Consider the following 14,378-nt stretch of genomic DNA (forward strand, 5'->3'; position numbering starts at 1 on the left):
AGTGACAAATGGCAGAATAAGTTTCTCTTTGGCATAGCCATTGCATACGATTGCATCAAAAATAGTCATCCAAGCCGGAAAAGGATTGAGGCGATGCTTATCAAGAAGACCACACGCGCGGCATTGATCGCGGTGCTCGCTCTAACGACCGCCGCCGCATGGCCGCGCATGGCCAGTGCCGAAACTGTGCTGCGCATTGGCATGACCGCCGTCGATATTCCGCGCACCCTGGGCCAGCCTGACCAGGGTTTTGAAGGCAATCGCTTCACCGGCCTTACCATGTATGACGGGCTCACCGGCTGGGACCTGTCCTCGGCCGACAAGGCGAGCGTGGTAATCCCCGGCCTTGCCATCGAGTGGAAAGTCGACGATGCCGACAAGACCAAGTGGGTGTTCAAGCTGCGCCCCGGCGTCACCTTCCATGACGGCTCGCCGTTCAATGCGGACGCCGTGGTGTGGAACGTCGAGAAGGTCTTGAAGCAGGACGCGCCGCAATTCGACGCCAGCCAGGTCGGCGTTACGGCTTCGCGCATGCCGACGCTGGCGTCGGCGAAGAAGATCGACGACATGACGGTCGAACTCACCACCAAGGAACCCGACAGCTTCCTGCCGATCAACCTCACCAACCTGTTCATGGCGAGTCCGACGAAGTGGCAGGCCTTCTACGACAAGGCGGAAGGCCCTGACGCCAAGGCGAAGTCGCAAGCCGCCTGGACGGCGTTTGCCAGGGACGCCTCGGGCACCGGCCCGTGGAAGATGGCGAGCTTCACGCCGCGCGAGCGGCTCGAGCTGGTCAAGAACGCGAACTATTGGGACAAGGCGCGCGTGCCGAAGATCGACAAGATGGTGCTGTTGCCGATGCCCGAAGCCAATGCGCGCACCGCCGCGCTGCTCTCCGGCCAGGTCGATTGGGTCGAGGCTCCGGCGCCGGATGCGCTGCCCGAGCTCAAGCAGCGCGGCTTCAAGCTCTACGCCAACGAGCAGCCGCATGTCTGGCCCTGGCAGTTCTCGCGTGTCGAGGGCTCGCCTTGGAACGACATCCGCGTGCGCAAGGCCGCGAACCTCTGCGTCGATCGCGATGGCCTCAGGGACGGCCTACTCGCCGGCCTGATGGTGCCGGCGACTGGCACCTTCGAGCCCGGCCATCCCTGGCGCGGCAAACCGAGCTTCGAGATCAAGTATGACAAGGCGGCTGCGCAAAAGCTGATGCAGGAGGCCGGCTTCGGCCCGAACAAGAAGCTGACGGTGAAGACCCAGACATCAGCCTCCGGCTCGGGCCAGATGCAGCCGCTGCCGATGAACGAATATCTCCAGCAGGCGCTGGCCGAATGCTATTTCGACGTGCAGCTCGACGTCATCGAATGGAACACGCTATTCACCAACTGGCGCCGCGGCGCCAAGGACGCTAGCGCCAACGGTGCGAACGCGACCAACGTCACCTATGCGGCGATGGACCCGTTCTTCGCGCTGGTGCGCTTCCTGCAATCGGGCATGGCGCCGCCGGTGTCGAACAATTGGGGCTTCATCAACAACCCGAAATTCGACGAGCTGGTGAAGAAGGCACGCCAGACCTTCGATCCTGCCGCGCGTGACGCCGCGCTCGCCGAACTGCACGCAGCCTCCGTCGACGACGCCGCCTTCCTCTACGTCGCCCACGACGTCGGCCCGCGCGCCATGAGCCCGAAGGTGACAGGCGTCGTGCAGCCGAAGAGCTGGTTCATCGACTTCTCGCCGGTGTCGATCGCGCAGTAGTTCTGGCGACCTGCTCAGTGCACCCTCTCCCTTTGCGGGAGAGGGTGTCTCGCCGCGCAGCGGCGAGACGGGTGAGGGGTTCTCTCCGCGGGAGCCTCTCTTGCATTCGGAATGATTGTACTCGCGGATAAAACCCCTCATCCGGCGCGCTGCGCGCGCCACCTTCTCCCACAAGGGGAGAAGAAAGAAAGAACTCAACGTGCTCGCCTACATCGCCAGACGCATCGTCTATGTCGTCCCGATCGTCATCAGCGTGGCGCTGGTGTGCTTTCTGCTCGTGCACATCACACCTGGCGATCCCCTGGTCGCCGTACTGCCAGCCGATGCCTCGCAGGAGCTCGCAGCGCAGCTGCGCGCCGCCTATGGCTTCGACCGGCCGCTACCGGTGCAGTTCGGGCTCTGGCTGCTGCGTGCGCTCCACGGCGATCTCGGCAATTCCATCGCTACGGGTCGTCCCGTGCTGGCCGAGGTCATGCGCGCGGTCGGCAACACCGTCACGCTGGCGATTGCCGCAGCCATCATCGGCTTCACCATGGGCATCCTGCTCGGCTTGATCGCCGGTTATTTTCGCGAGACCTGGATCGACAAGGTCGCGACCTCCTTTGCGATCGCCGGCGTCTCGGTGCCGCATTACTGGCTCGGCATGCTGCTCGTCATCATCTTCTCGGTGCAGCTGAACTGGCTGCCCGCGATCGGCGCCGGGCCCAACGGCTCCAACTCGTGGGCCTGGGATTGGGCGCACCTGAAATATCTCGTGCTGCCTGCGATCACGACCTCGGTGATCCCGATGGGCATCGTCACCCGCACCGTGCGTGCGCTCACCGGCGACATTCTCAGCCAGGATTTTGTCGAAGCATTGCGCGCCAAAGGTCTGCGTGAAACCGGCGTATTCCGCCACGTCATCAAGAATGCAGCGCCGACCGCGCTCGCGGTGATGGGGCTTCAGCTCGGCTACATGCTGGGCGGCTCGATCCTGATCGAGACCGTGTTCTCCTGGCCGGGCTCCGGTTTCCTGCTCAACTCCGCGATCTTCCAGCGCGATCTGCCGCTGCTGCAAGGCACGATCCTGATCCTGGCGCTGTTTTTCGTGTTCCTCAATCTGCTGGTCGACATCGCGCAAGCCGCGATCGACCCACGCATCAAGCGGGGCTAGCGGGATGAGCGAGCTTCCGTTGTCCGCCACCAGTGACGCCGCACTTCAGGCCGCACCCGTGACCAAGGCGCGCGGCTATTGGGCGACTGTCGGACGCCGCATCATGCGCGACAAGGTCAGCATGGCCTGCGCGCTGGTGCTGCTGCTGATCTTCCTGTCGGCGATCCTCGCGCCATGGCTGGGTCTCGCAGATCCCTACAAGGGCTCGATGATCCGCCGCCTCCGCCACATCGGAACGACAGGCTATCCGCTCGGCACCGACGAGCTCGGGCGCGACATGCTGGCGCGGTTGATTTATGGCGGGCGGCTGTCGTTGGTCATCGGCATTTTGCCCGTGATCCTCGCCTTCTGCATCGGCACCTCGCTCGGCCTCGTCGCCGGCTATGTCGGCGGCAGGCTCAACACCGCGATCATGCGCACGGTCGACGTGTTCTATGCCTTCCCCTCCGTGCTGCTCGCCATCGCCATCTCCGGCGCGCTGGGGGCGGGCATCCTCAATTCCATCGTGTCGTTGACCGTCGTGTTCGTGCCGCAGATCACCCGCGTCGCCGAAAGCGTCACCACCGGCGTGCGCAACATGGATTTCGTCGAGGCCGCACGCGCGTCCGGCGCCGGCGCCTTCACCATCATGCGCGTGCACATCCTTGGCAATGTGCTCGGCGCGATCTTCGTCTATGCCACCAGCCTGATCTCGGTCTCGATGATCTTGGCGGCAGGTCTGTCCTTCCTCGGCCTCGGCACCAAGCCGCCGGAGCCGGAATGGGGCCTGATGTTGAACACCTTGCGCACGGCGATCTACGTCAATCCCTGGGTCGCAGCGCTCCCGGGCGCGATGATCTTCGCGGTCTCGATTTGCTTCAATCTGCTCTCGGACGGCCTGCGCAGCGCCATGGACATCAGGAACTAACGATGATGAGAGAGACGCAGACTTTCGCGGCGTTGATGGTGCCACACCTCTCCCGTAGGGAGAGACATAGGCCGCCTTCTGGGGCCGTTCTTAAGAACCCCGAAGCGAAGGTTCAGCTATGTTGTATCGTCAGACACAATCCGGGTGAGGGGCTCCGCTCTATCGAGTTTGCCGCGCGGCAATGACGACGGATCAGCCAATCGAAATGCTTGAACCGGTCGAGGACCGCGGCGGCGTCGCGCAGCCGCTGCTTCAGGTCAATGGCCTGACAAAACACTTCCCCGTGCGCGGCGGCCTGTTCGCCACCAAGCGCACCGTGCGTGCCGTCGACAACGTCTCCTTCGCCGTCGCTAAGGGCGAGACCGTCGGCATCGTCGGGGAGTCCGGCTGCGGCAAATCGACCACCGCGCGCCTCTTGATGCATCTGATGCCGCGCGACACCGGCGACATCATCTATGATGGCATGATCGTCGGTCAGTCGCTGAGCTTGCGCGAGCTTCGCCGCGGCATGCAGATGGTTTTCCAGGATTCCTACGCCTCACTTAATCCGCGGCTGACGATCGAGGAATCCATTGCCTTCGGCCCCAAGGTCCACGGCATGGCCGATAACGCAGCGCGCACGCTGGCGCGCGAGTTGCTCGGTAAGGTTGGCCTGCGCCCCGAAAACTTCGCCAGCCGTTATCCGCACGAAATCTCCGGCGGCCAACGCCAGCGCGTCAACATCGCGCGCGCCCTGGCGCTGTCGCCGCGACTGGTGATCCTGGACGAAGCCGTCTCCGCGCTCGACAAGTCCGTCGAGGCGCAGGTGCTCAATCTGCTGGCCGATCTCAAGCGCGAGTTCGGCCTGACCTATCTGTTCATCAGCCACGACCTCAATGTCGTTCGCTACATCAGCGACCGTGTGCTGGTGATGTATCTCGGGGAAGTCGTCGAGCTCGGCCCGGTCGACCAGGTCTGGGACCAGCCGGCGCATCCCTATACGCGCGCGCTGCTGGCGGCGATGCCGTCTTCCGACCCTGATAGCCGCACCGAGACGCCGCCAATCACGGGCGATCCGCCCAATCCGATCGACCCGCCCTCGGGCTGCCGCTTCCACACCCGATGTCCGTTTGCGGAGCCGCTCTGCGCAAATGCGACGCCAAAGCTCACTGCGCTCGATAATATGGGCCACGAGGCTGCGTGCTACATGGCGATCCCAGATTCAGGCCATAGCAGCGCGCCGAGGGAGAAGACCGCATGACGAGACCGACACCGAAAGAGATCAAGCCGATCGCACGGATCGCCGGCGTTCCCGTGGATGACGAGATCGCAACCCGCATCTCCAACTCCATCGGGCCTGCCTTCGAGGGCTTTGCGGCCATTGCCGGCACACTGCCGTTCGATCTCGAGCCCGCCGGGCATGTGCTCGCGCAGACGCAGAAGGTGTCGAAATGAGCACCGATCCTGCCTTGATGACGCTCACCGAGGTCGCGCGTGCGATCGCGATGAAGCAGGTCTCCTCGCATGAGGTCACACGCGCGTTGCTGCAACGCATCGCGCAGTGGCAGCCGCATCTCAATGCCTTCATGTCCATCGAGGCGGAAGCCGCGCTGAAGGCGGCCGAGGCCGCCGACGCCGAGCTCGCCAAGAATAACGTTCGTGGTCCGCTGCACGGCGTGCCGCTCGCGCACAAGGACATGTATTACGACGCCGGCAAGGTTTCGACCTGCGGCTCGCTGATCCGCCGCGACTTCGTTCCGACCGTGACCTCCACCGCCTTGCAGCGGCTGAAGGATGCGGGCCAGGTCCGGCTGGGCACGCTGCACCTCGCCGAATTCGCCTACGGCCCGACCGGGCACAACGCCCATTACGGCCCGGTGCGCAATCCCTGGAACGTGGCCCACATCACCGGCGGGTCCTCATCCGGTTCCGGTTCGGCGGTTGCTGCGCGTTTGACTTATGCGGCGCTCGGCTCGGACACCGGCGGCTCGATCCGCATGCCCGCGCATTTCTGCGGCGTCACAGGCCTCAAGACCACCGTCGGGCGCGTCAGCCGTGCCGGTGCGATGCCGCTGTCGCAATCGCTCGACACGGTCGGTCCGCTCGCCCGCACCGCCGAGGATTGCGCGCTGCTGCTGGCCCTGCTCGCCGGTGCGGACCCCTTGGATTCGACCTGTAGCCACGAGCCGTTGTCGGATTACGTGGCTGCGACCAAGGGCTCTCTGAAGGGTTTGAAATTAGGGGTACCCGCGTCCTTCTATGTCGACGATCTCGACAGCGAGGTCGCGCGCGTGCTGGACGAGACTATTGCCGTGCTCAAACGCGAGGGCGCCGACATCGTCACGGTCGAGCTGCCGGACCAGCGGCAACTGTCCTCGGCGAGCCAGCTCGTGCTTGCGGCCGAAGCCGCCGCGTTCCACAAGCGCTGGATGATCGAGCGTCCGCAAGATTACGGCGCGCAGGTCCTGATGCGGCTTCAGAACGGGCTCGCGGTTCCCGCCATCACTTATCTCGAGGCGATGCGCTGGCGCGGCCCAGCACTTGCTGCCCACAACGCGGCCACCGCGGCCGTCGACGCGGTGATCGCGCCGGCATCCCCTGTGCCGGCGCCGACAATCGAGGAGAGCGACGTCGGCGGCGGCCCGAACGCGCCGGCGCTGTTGCAGCGGCTGACGTTGTTCACCCGCCCGGTGAACTTCCTCGGCCTGCCGTCGCTCACGGTGCCGTCCGGCTTCAGCAAAAGCGGCCTGCCGATCGGCATGCAGCTGATCGGCCGCTCGTTCGATGAGGCCACCTTGCTCACCATCGGCGCCGCGTTCCAGCGCGTCACCGACTATCACGATCGATTGCCGAAACTTCCGTCATGACAAAACTCGTCGAGATCTCACGCCTCAACATCCGCTTCACCGGGGAGCGCACGGTCTATGCCGTGAACGATCTCAGCCTCTCGCTCGGAAACAGTGAGGTGCTGGGCCTGCTCGGCGAATCCGGCTCGGGCAAGAGCGTGACATTGCGTGCGCTGATGCGGCTGTTGCCGAAGAAGCGCACGCAGATTGCGGGCACGGTCAACGTGATGGGCCGCGACGTGCTCGCCATGAACGACGAAGAGCTTTCGTCCTTCCGCGGCCAGACCGTCTCGATGATCTTCCAGGAGCCCGCGCTCGCGCTCGATCCGGTCTACACCATTGGCGCGCAGATCGCCGAAAGCGTCGTGCGCCATGAAGGCAAGAGCTTTGCGGAAGGGCGGGCGCGAGCGCTCGAAATGCTCGAGGTCGTGCGCATCCCCTCGGCCAAGCGGCGGCTGGATGCCTATCCGCATGAGATGTCCGGCGGCATGCGCCAGCGCGCGATGATCGCGCTGGCGCTCGCCTGCCGGCCGAAGATTCTGCTCGCGGACGAGCCGACCACTGCGCTCGATGCCACCGTGCAGATCCAGATACTCTTGCTGCTGCGCGAGCTGCAGCGCGAGTTCGGCATGTCCGTCATCTTCGTCACCCACGACATCGGCGTGGCCATCGAGATCTGCGATCGCGTCGCGGTGATGTATGCCGGCCAGATCGTGGAGCAGGGGAGCCTGCGTGACATCGTCCGCTCGCCGGTGCATCCCTACGCCAAGGGCCTGCTCGCCTCCACCATCCACGGCGCCAAGCGCGGGCAGCGGCTCGAAACCATCCCCGGCACGCCGCCGTCGCTGGCGGAAAAACCCCACAATTGCTCCTTCGCCTCGCGCTGCAAGCTAGCCGAGCCGCGCTGCCTGGAGCAGTTGCCTGCGAATGTGGAGGTCGCGCCGGGCCGGGCGGCCAGATGCGTGCTGGCGGAGCCGGTGGTCGCGTCGTAGGCGGTAGCATTCATCTCGCAGCGTCTACCGTCGGGCGCGGCGAACACCCATTCAGACGCCATTCATCCGGCTTCGGTTCCATAGGCCATTCACGGAGAGGGACGTAACCGATGCACATTTCCAACGAAGGGCTGCTCGTCATCCTGTTCGTCGGCCTGGTTGCTGGCTGGCTTGCCGGCAAGGTGGTGCGCGGGACCGGATTCGGCATTATCGGCGACATCGTGGTCGGCATCGCCGGCGCCCTGATCGCAAGCTTCCTGTTTCCAAAGCTCGGTATTCGTCTCGGCACCGGGCTCGTGTCCGAGATCGTCTATTCCGCCATCGGCGCGGTCATTCTGCTTCTCGTGGTGCGACTGGTGCGCGGCGGGGGCCGGTTTTAGCCCGGCGTTCGCCGATTGGAACTTTCAGCCTTTTCCGGGAAGAGCCTGAAAGCCTGCAAGAAAAAGCCGCAAGCCTGTGAAATTCCGGACTTGCGCGGAAGGCTGCCAGGGGTAGATGTGGCTCATCGGGCCCGGATTAGGTCGACTGCGTTGGACGCGCGGAAAACGCGTTGTTAATCCGGGTCAAGTACCCTCAATTCGCCTTTGAAATCAGGGGGCTTTGCCCCTCACCCGAAAGAGATCAGACTGATGGCAGCCATCCCTGGCGTCCGCCGTTCAGAGCTCGGTGACGCCTTGCGAGCTTGTCGCTCGGCGTTCGTCGGCGTCGGCTTGATGAGCTGCATGATCAACCTGCTCTATCTGACCGGATCGATCTTCATGCTGGAGGTCTACGACCGGGTGCTGCCGAGCCGCAGCATTCCGACCCTGGTCGGCCTCATCATCCTCGCCAGCTTCCTCTACATGGCGCAGGGCGTGCTCGACATGATCCGCAACCGGATCTTGGGGCGGATCGGAACCGCGCTGGACGAGGCCCTCAACAAGCGCGTGTTCGACACCATCGTGCGCCTGCCGCTCATCGTCGGCAGCCGCAACGAGGGCCTGCAGCCGCTGCGCGACCTCGATAACGTCCGCTCCTTCCTCGGCGGCATGGGGCCAAGCGCATTTTTCGACCTGCCCTGGCTGCCGCTCTATCTCGCCATCTGCTTCGCCTTCCACGTCCTGATCGGCGTCACCGCGCTTGCCGGTGCCATCATCTTGGTGGGACTGACGCTCGTCACCGAGTTCATGTCCCGCCAGCCGGCGCGCGAAGCGATGGGGCTTGCCGCCCAGCGCAACGATCTCGCCCAGGCCAGCCGCCGCAATGCCGAAGTCATGGTGTCGATGGGCATGGCCGGCCGGATGAACCAGCGCTGGAGCGAGGCCAACGAAAAATATCTCGCCGGCAATCAGCGGGCGAGCGACGTCGCCGGCGGCCTCGGCGCGGTCGCAAAGGTGCTGCGCATGATGCTGCAATCGGCCGTGCTCGCGGTCGGCGCCTATCTCGTGATCCATCAGGAGGCGACGGCCGGCATCATCATCGCCGGCTCGATCCTCTCCGCCCGCGCGCTGGCGCCGGTCGATCTTGCGATTGCGCACTGGAAATCCTTCGTCGCGGCCCGCCAGAGCTGGCAGCGTCTCACGCGGCTCCTCGAACAGATGCCGGCGCAGGCGATGCCGACCCAATTGCAGGCGCCCACCAGCCGGCTCTCGGTCGAAGGCGTCGCCATGGTGGCTCCCGGCGACCAGCGCCTCATCGTGCAGGACGTCACCTTCGCGCTCGCCGCCGGCAACGGCCTCGGCGTGATCGGGCCAAGCGGCTCCGGCAAGTCGTCGCTGATCCGCGCGCTGGTCGGCGTCTGGCAGCCGGTGCGCGGCAAGGTGCGTCTCGACGGCGCCGCGCTCGACCAATGGTCCTCCGACACGCTCGGTCGCCACATCGGCTATTTGCCGCAGGACGTCGAATTGTTCGGCGGCACCATCGCGCAGAACATCAGCCGGTTCGATCCCGAGGCCACCTCCGACGCGATCATCGCCGCGGCCAAGGAGGCCGGCGTGCACGAGATGATCATCAAGATGCGCGAGGGCTACAACACGCAGGTCGGCGAGCAGGGCGCCGCGCTGTCCGCAGGTCAGGCGCAGCGTGTGGCGCTGGCGCGCGCGCTCTACGGCAATCCGTTCCTGGTCGTGCTCGACGAGCCCAACTCAAACTTGGACACCGAAGGCGACGAGGCGCTGACCCGCGCCATCCGCTCGGCGCGCGAGCGCGGCGCCATTGTCGTCGTGGTGGCGCACCGCCCGATCGGCGTCGAGGCGGTCGACCAGATCCTGGTGCTGCGCGACGGCCGCATGCAGGCCTTCGGCCCGAAGGAGCAGGTCCTGGCCCAGGTGCTGCAGCCGCGCGTATCGCCGCCGGCGCCGATCAAGATCGTCAGCGAAGGTGGAGTGCCAAAGTCATGAGCACGTTGGCGATCGGCGGCACGAAGCCTGCCGCGAAAAAGACCGTGCGCGATTCGATCAAGTTCCACCTGATGCTCGGCCTCGCCATCGTGATGGTCCTCGTCGTCGGCCTCGGCGGTTGGGCTTCAACAGTGCTGATCTCGGGCGCGCTGATCGCGCCAGGGCAGATCGTAGTCGAGTCCAATGTCAAAAAGGTGCAGCATCCGACCGGCGGCGTGGTCGGCGAGGTGCGCGCCCGCGATGGCGACGTGGTCAAGGCCGGCGATATCGTGGTGCGGCTCGACGACACCGTCACCAAGGCCAACCTCGCCATCGTCACCAAAAATCTCGATGCGGCGCAAGCGCGCGCGGCGCGACTGCAGGCCGAGCAGCGCGGTCTCGACAAGATCGAATTCCCGCAAGCCCTCCTCGAGCGCGCCAACGATCCCGACGTCAGGGTGCTGCTCTCCGCCGAAACCAAGCTGTTCGACGTCCGTGTCAACGGCCGCACCGGGCAGAAGGCCCAGCTGCGCGAACGCATCACGCAGCTCAACGAGGAAATTTCCGGCCTCAGTGCGCAGGAGAAGGCCAAGGACCAGGAGATCGCGCTGGTGCAGAACGAACTCACCGGCGTGCGCGAGCTCTATGACAAGCGCCTGGTGCAGATCTCGCGCCTGACCCAGCTCGAACGCGACTCGGCGCGCCTCAACGGCGAGCGCGCGCAGTACATCGCTTCGCGCGCCCAGGCCAAGGGCAAGATCACGGAGACCGAGCTCCAGATCATCCAGATCGACAAGGACGTGGTCAGCGAGGTCTCCAAGGACCTGCGCGAGACCAACGACAAGATCGGCGAGCTGATCGAGCGCAAGGTCGCCGCCGAAGACCAGCTCCGCCGCATCGACATCCGCGCGCCGCAGGACGGCATGGTGCTGCAATCGACGGTGCACACCGTCGGCGGCGTCGTCACCGCCGGCGATGCCCTGATGCTGATCGTGCCGCAAGCCGACGACCTCCAGGTCGAGGCCAAGGTCAACCCGGTCGACATCGACAAGCTCCAGATCGGCCAGAAGACGCTGTTGCGCCTGTCCGCCTTCAACCAGCGCACCACGCCTGAGCTCAATGGCGTCGTTAGCCGCGTATCACCCGACGTCACCAGCGACCAGCGCACCGGCCAGAGCTATTACACCATCCGCGTCTCGATGCCGGCGCAAGAGATCGCCCGTCTCGGCGACGTCAAGATGATCCCGGGCATGCCCGTGGAAGCCTTCGTCCAGACCGGCGACCGCACCATGCTGTCATATCTGATGAAGCCGCTGCACGACCAGCTGATGCGGGCGTTCCGGGAGAAGTGACGCCCGAAAGCGCGTCATCTCCACGACTTGGCTGTCACTTTGTTATACTGCGATTGCAAACAGCAACCCAGCGGTCGACCATGCAATCTCCACCCCCCATCGCCACCGAATCCTTCTCTGACGCTGACCTTGCCGTCGCCCGTCTCGAAGAGATCTACGAGCGCAACACGAAATTCCTGCGCGACCGGTTCGAGGCCTATGTTGGCGGCGAAGCGGTCACGACGCGGGTCCGGGCCTATTATCCCTTCGTCCGCGTCACCACCGCGACGCATGCGCGGCTGGATTCGCGCCTGTCCTACGGTTTCGTCGCCGGCCCCGGCGTGCACGAGACCAGCGTGACGCGGCCGGATCTGTTCCGTGCCTATCTCACCGAGCAGATCGGACTGCTGGTCCAGAACCACGGTGTTCCCGTCGAGATCGGGGAATCCGCCGAGCCGATCCCGATCCACTTCGCCTATCGCCGCGACATCAACATCGAAGCCGCCATCACCACCGGCGAGAACTCGGCCATCACGCGATCGCTGCGCGATGCGTTCGACGTGCCTGATCTTGCCACGATGGACGATTCGATCGCCGACGGTACCTTCGAGCTCCAGCCCGGCGCGCCCGAGCCGCTATCCCTGTTCCGCGCTGCGCGCGTCGATTACTCGCTGCGACGGCTCTATCACTACACCGGCACGGATCCCGAATACTTCCAGAACTTCGTCATCTTCACCAATTACCAATTCTATGTCGATGCCTTCGCGCAGCTCTGCCAGCAGCGGCTTCAGTCCGGCGAGGCCGGCCTCGAAGCCTTTGTCGCGCCGGGCAACGTCATCACGCGCAATGCTGGCTCGATCAGCGGCACGCCGCCATTGCGCGTGCCGCAGATGCCGGCCTTCCATCTGGTCGCGCCCGGCTATCGCGGCATCAGCCTGATCAATATCGGCACGGGACCATCCAATGCGCGCAATGTCACCGATCATGTCGCCGTGTTGCGCCCGCATGCCTGGCTAATGCTCGGCCATTGCGCAGGCCTGCGCAACACGCAGCGGCTTGGCGACTACGTGCTCGCGCATGGTTATGTGCGCGAGGATCATGTGCTCGATCGTGAGCTACCGCTGTGGGTGCCGATCCCGGCGCTGGCCGAGATGCAGGTTGCGCTCGAGGAGGCGGTCGAGGACGTCACCGGGCTGGAAGGCTTCGAGCTCAAGCGGCTGATGCGCACCGGCACCGTCGCGAGCGTCGACAACCGCAACTGGGAGATTTCCGGGCCGGCGGTGATCCGCCGCCTGTCGCAATCACGTGCGGTCGCGCTCGACATGGAATCGGCCGCGATCGCCGCCAACGGCTACCGCTTCCGCGTCCCCTACGGCACACTGCTCTGCGTCTCCGACAAGCCGCTGCACGGCGAGATCAAGCTAGCGGGCATGGCCAGCGAGTTCTATCGCCGTCGCGTCGGCCAGCATCTCGAGATCGGCCTGAAGGCCCTGGAGCGGCTCAAGCAGCAGGAATCGGAGCGGCTGCATTCGCGAAAGCTGAGGAGTTTCGCCGAGGTCGCGTTTCAGTAGCGCGTCCCTCCCGCTTGCCGGCAGGATCTGGCAGCAAGACTGTCGCACGCCCGACGCTGGCGTCTCAGTGAGAGCGCAATCATCCCGGAATATCGCCGCCATGACAGGGTTATCACGTCATCCGGGGCCGCAGAAGCAGGAGACAGGAATGATCACAGCGATGATCAGAATCGTCGTGCTGGGAACGGTCGCAGCGGCGCTGTTCGCTTCGCCGGTATTGGCCGCGGGCGGCGGAGGAGGCGGTGGAGGTGGTGGCATCAGCTCCATGGACCCCTATGCGGGCGCCTATTCGGATCAGAAAGCGCAGCCCACCTACCCGAAACGCTCCAAGCCAAGGGCAACCCAGAAAGGCAAGAAGCCGAACAACCAGTCCAGCATCGGGGATCCCGCATTCGCGGCCAGCTACCGCGCGGCCTATGACACGATCTACGAGCGCAACGATTATGCGGTCGCGATCGAGCAATTGAAGGCGCTCGGCCACGACGATCATCCGACCGTCGCCAATCTCATCGGTTACTCATATCGCAAGCTCGGCGACTACAAGCAGTCGGAGATTTGGTACGAGCGCGCGCTGAAGGCCGATCCGAATCACGTGCTGACCTGGCAGTATTATGGGCTTTGGCAGCTCGAGCAGGGCAACCGCGAGCAGGCAATGTTTCACCTGGACCGCATCGCTGCGATCTGCGGGCGTGATTGCGAGGAGTACAAGTCCCTGGCGACTGCGCTGGAGAAACCCACAGGCGCGGCCCTCGTTTACTGAGAACGCAGGCGGGTCAGGCCCGCCGCTGTACGAAGCGCAGTCCGCTCGGCGTAATCCACTATCGCGACAATAGGTGGGTTACGCCTTGGGCTAACCCACCCCTAGACATGGTGACAAGCAAAGAAATTTTCAGCATTGTCCGGCGCGGGGGTTCGACCGGGACGACTTGATGCCACTCATGCGCGACAAGATCATTGGCCATGATCTCGAACGGCTGGCCTTTCGCTTCACCATGCTGAACGATGGCGATGTGGTGCAGTGCCAGATCAGCGACGCCGCGATGGACGAGCTCGCGGGCATGCAGGGCACCGAAAGCAGCGCGCGCCAGGCGCAATTCCTGTCGCTGCGCGAGACCATCGAGCGGATCGCGTCAGACCTCTACGACGAAGCGCCACGGGTGAAGGGGCACGTGGTGCGGATCTTCACGCGGCATTTGGCGAGGTGAGATCCATTGAACCACGAGCGCTAGCCCCTCGCCGTCGTTTTTCGAGGCTCTGTTTGCGATGGCAGGGCGATCGCAACACTCCTCCCCTGCGGCCATCCTTCGAGACGCCCGCCTTCGGCGGGCCCTCAGGATGAGGGCGGAGTGTGCGGCAAAAGTTTCAACGAGCGCCAACGTGGCCTCATCCTGAGAGCCTGACCGAAAAAGGGTGAGCGGTTTTGGCCGGCTTGTGATTCCTTCGGATTTGCAAAGATTCGAGGGAGGACACCATGCCGTGGACCAAAACCG

The 14,378-nt window shown here is 64.6% G+C and carries 13 protein-coding genes; all 13 read left to right on the top strand.

Annotated features, from left to right (window positions below; translation table 11 throughout):
• The first annotated feature begins 93 nt into the window (after window positions 1-93).
• Window positions 94-1,752 (top strand): ABC transporter substrate-binding protein, encoded by a 1,659-nt coding sequence (locus IVA92_RS07505; protein ID WP_247281702.1) that lies wholly within the window; start codon window positions 94-96, stop codon window positions 1,750-1,752.
• A gap of 199 nt (window positions 1,753-1,951) precedes the next feature.
• The gene (locus IVA92_RS07510) at window positions 1,952-2,905 is read left to right on the top strand and encodes an ABC transporter permease (RefSeq protein ID WP_247281701.1); all 954 of its coding nucleotides are present in this window, start codon (window positions 1,952-1,954) and stop codon (window positions 2,903-2,905) included.
• 4 nt (window positions 2,906-2,909) lie between these two features.
• Window positions 2,910-3,812 (top strand): ABC transporter permease, encoded by a 903-nt coding sequence (locus IVA92_RS07515; RefSeq protein ID WP_247281700.1) that lies wholly within the window; start codon window positions 2,910-2,912, stop codon window positions 3,810-3,812.
• A 205-nt stretch (window positions 3,813-4,017) separates the two neighbouring features.
• Window positions 4,018-5,052, top strand: a complete 1,035-nt coding sequence (locus IVA92_RS07520; RefSeq protein WP_247281699.1) for an oligopeptide/dipeptide ABC transporter ATP-binding protein — start codon at window positions 4,018-4,020, stop codon at window positions 5,050-5,052.
• Window positions 5,049-5,246, top strand: coding sequence for a hypothetical protein (locus IVA92_RS07525; RefSeq protein WP_247281698.1), 198 nt, complete (start codon window positions 5,049-5,051; stop codon window positions 5,244-5,246). The genes IVA92_RS07520 and IVA92_RS07525 overlap by 4 nt, the downstream gene beginning before the upstream one ends.
• Complete coding sequence (locus IVA92_RS07530) at window positions 5,243-6,658, top strand: amidase (RefSeq protein ID WP_247281697.1); 1,416 nt, start codon at window positions 5,243-5,245, stop codon at window positions 6,656-6,658. Before IVA92_RS07525 ends, IVA92_RS07530 begins: the two co-directional genes overlap by 4 nt.
• Window positions 6,655-7,629, top strand: a complete 975-nt coding sequence (locus IVA92_RS07535) for an ABC transporter ATP-binding protein (RefSeq protein ID WP_247281696.1) — start codon at window positions 6,655-6,657, stop codon at window positions 7,627-7,629. The genes IVA92_RS07530 and IVA92_RS07535 overlap by 4 nt, the downstream gene beginning before the upstream one ends.
• A 110-nt stretch (window positions 7,630-7,739) precedes the next feature.
• On the top strand, window positions 7,740-8,009 hold the full coding sequence (locus IVA92_RS07540) for a GlsB/YeaQ/YmgE family stress response membrane protein (protein ID WP_247281695.1): 270 nt from the start codon (window positions 7,740-7,742) through the stop codon (window positions 8,007-8,009).
• A gap of 249 nt (window positions 8,010-8,258) precedes the next feature.
• Window positions 8,259-10,007: a type I secretion system permease/ATPase gene (locus IVA92_RS07545; RefSeq protein WP_247281694.1), complete on the top strand. Its 1,749-nt coding sequence runs from the start codon at window positions 8,259-8,261 to the stop codon at window positions 10,005-10,007.
• A complete protein-coding gene (locus tag IVA92_RS07550; protein WP_247281693.1) occupies window positions 10,004-11,338 on the top strand; it encodes an HlyD family type I secretion periplasmic adaptor subunit in 1,335 nt (444 codons plus the stop codon). The genes IVA92_RS07545 and IVA92_RS07550 overlap by 4 nt, the downstream gene beginning before the upstream one ends.
• Before the next feature lie 80 nt (window positions 11,339-11,418).
• Window positions 11,419-12,888, top strand: a complete 1,470-nt coding sequence (locus IVA92_RS07555; RefSeq protein ID WP_247281692.1) for an AMP nucleosidase — start codon at window positions 11,419-11,421, stop codon at window positions 12,886-12,888.
• A gap of 148 nt (window positions 12,889-13,036) precedes the next feature.
• The gene (locus IVA92_RS07560; RefSeq protein ID WP_247281691.1) at window positions 13,037-13,648 is read left to right on the top strand and encodes a tetratricopeptide repeat protein; all 612 of its coding nucleotides are present in this window, start codon (window positions 13,037-13,039) and stop codon (window positions 13,646-13,648) included.
• Between the two features lie 169 nt (window positions 13,649-13,817).
• A complete protein-coding gene (locus IVA92_RS07565; protein WP_247281690.1) occupies window positions 13,818-14,093 on the top strand; it encodes a DUF1488 family protein in 276 nt (91 codons plus the stop codon).
• Window positions 14,094-14,378 lie beyond the last annotated feature (285 nt).

Source organism: Bradyrhizobium sp. 154, assembly GCF_023073875.1.
Classification (GTDB): domain Bacteria; phylum Pseudomonadota; class Alphaproteobacteria; order Rhizobiales; family Xanthobacteraceae; genus Bradyrhizobium.

Excerpts from the sequence above, each read along its gene's own strand:
- IVA92_RS07505 (WP_247281702.1), top strand. The coding sequence starts at position 94 with ATGCTTATCAAGAAGACCACACGCGCGGCATTGATCGCGGTGCTCGCT.
- IVA92_RS07515 (WP_247281700.1), top strand. The coding sequence starts at position 2,910 with ATGAGCGAGCTTCCGTTGTCCGCCACCAGTGACGCCGCACTTCAGGCC.
- IVA92_RS07520 (WP_247281699.1), top strand. The coding sequence starts at position 4,018 with ATGCTTGAACCGGTCGAGGACCGCGGCGGCGTCGCGCAGCCGCTGCTT.
- IVA92_RS07525 (WP_247281698.1), top strand. The coding sequence starts at position 5,049 with ATGACGAGACCGACACCGAAAGAGATCAAGCCGATCGCACGGATCGCC.
- IVA92_RS07530 (WP_247281697.1), top strand. The coding sequence starts at position 5,243 with ATGAGCACCGATCCTGCCTTGATGACGCTCACCGAGGTCGCGCGTGCG.
- IVA92_RS07535 (WP_247281696.1), top strand. The coding sequence starts at position 6,655 with ATGACAAAACTCGTCGAGATCTCACGCCTCAACATCCGCTTCACCGGG.
- IVA92_RS07540 (WP_247281695.1), top strand. The coding sequence starts at position 7,740 with ATGCACATTTCCAACGAAGGGCTGCTCGTCATCCTGTTCGTCGGCCTG.
- IVA92_RS07545 (WP_247281694.1), top strand. The coding sequence starts at position 8,259 with ATGGCAGCCATCCCTGGCGTCCGCCGTTCAGAGCTCGGTGACGCCTTG.
- IVA92_RS07550 (WP_247281693.1), top strand. The coding sequence starts at position 10,004 with ATGAGCACGTTGGCGATCGGCGGCACGAAGCCTGCCGCGAAAAAGACC.
- IVA92_RS07555 (WP_247281692.1), top strand. The coding sequence starts at position 11,419 with ATGCAATCTCCACCCCCCATCGCCACCGAATCCTTCTCTGACGCTGAC.
- IVA92_RS07560 (WP_247281691.1), top strand. The coding sequence starts at position 13,037 with ATGATCACAGCGATGATCAGAATCGTCGTGCTGGGAACGGTCGCAGCG.
- IVA92_RS07565 (WP_247281690.1), top strand. The coding sequence starts at position 13,818 with ATGCCACTCATGCGCGACAAGATCATTGGCCATGATCTCGAACGGCTG.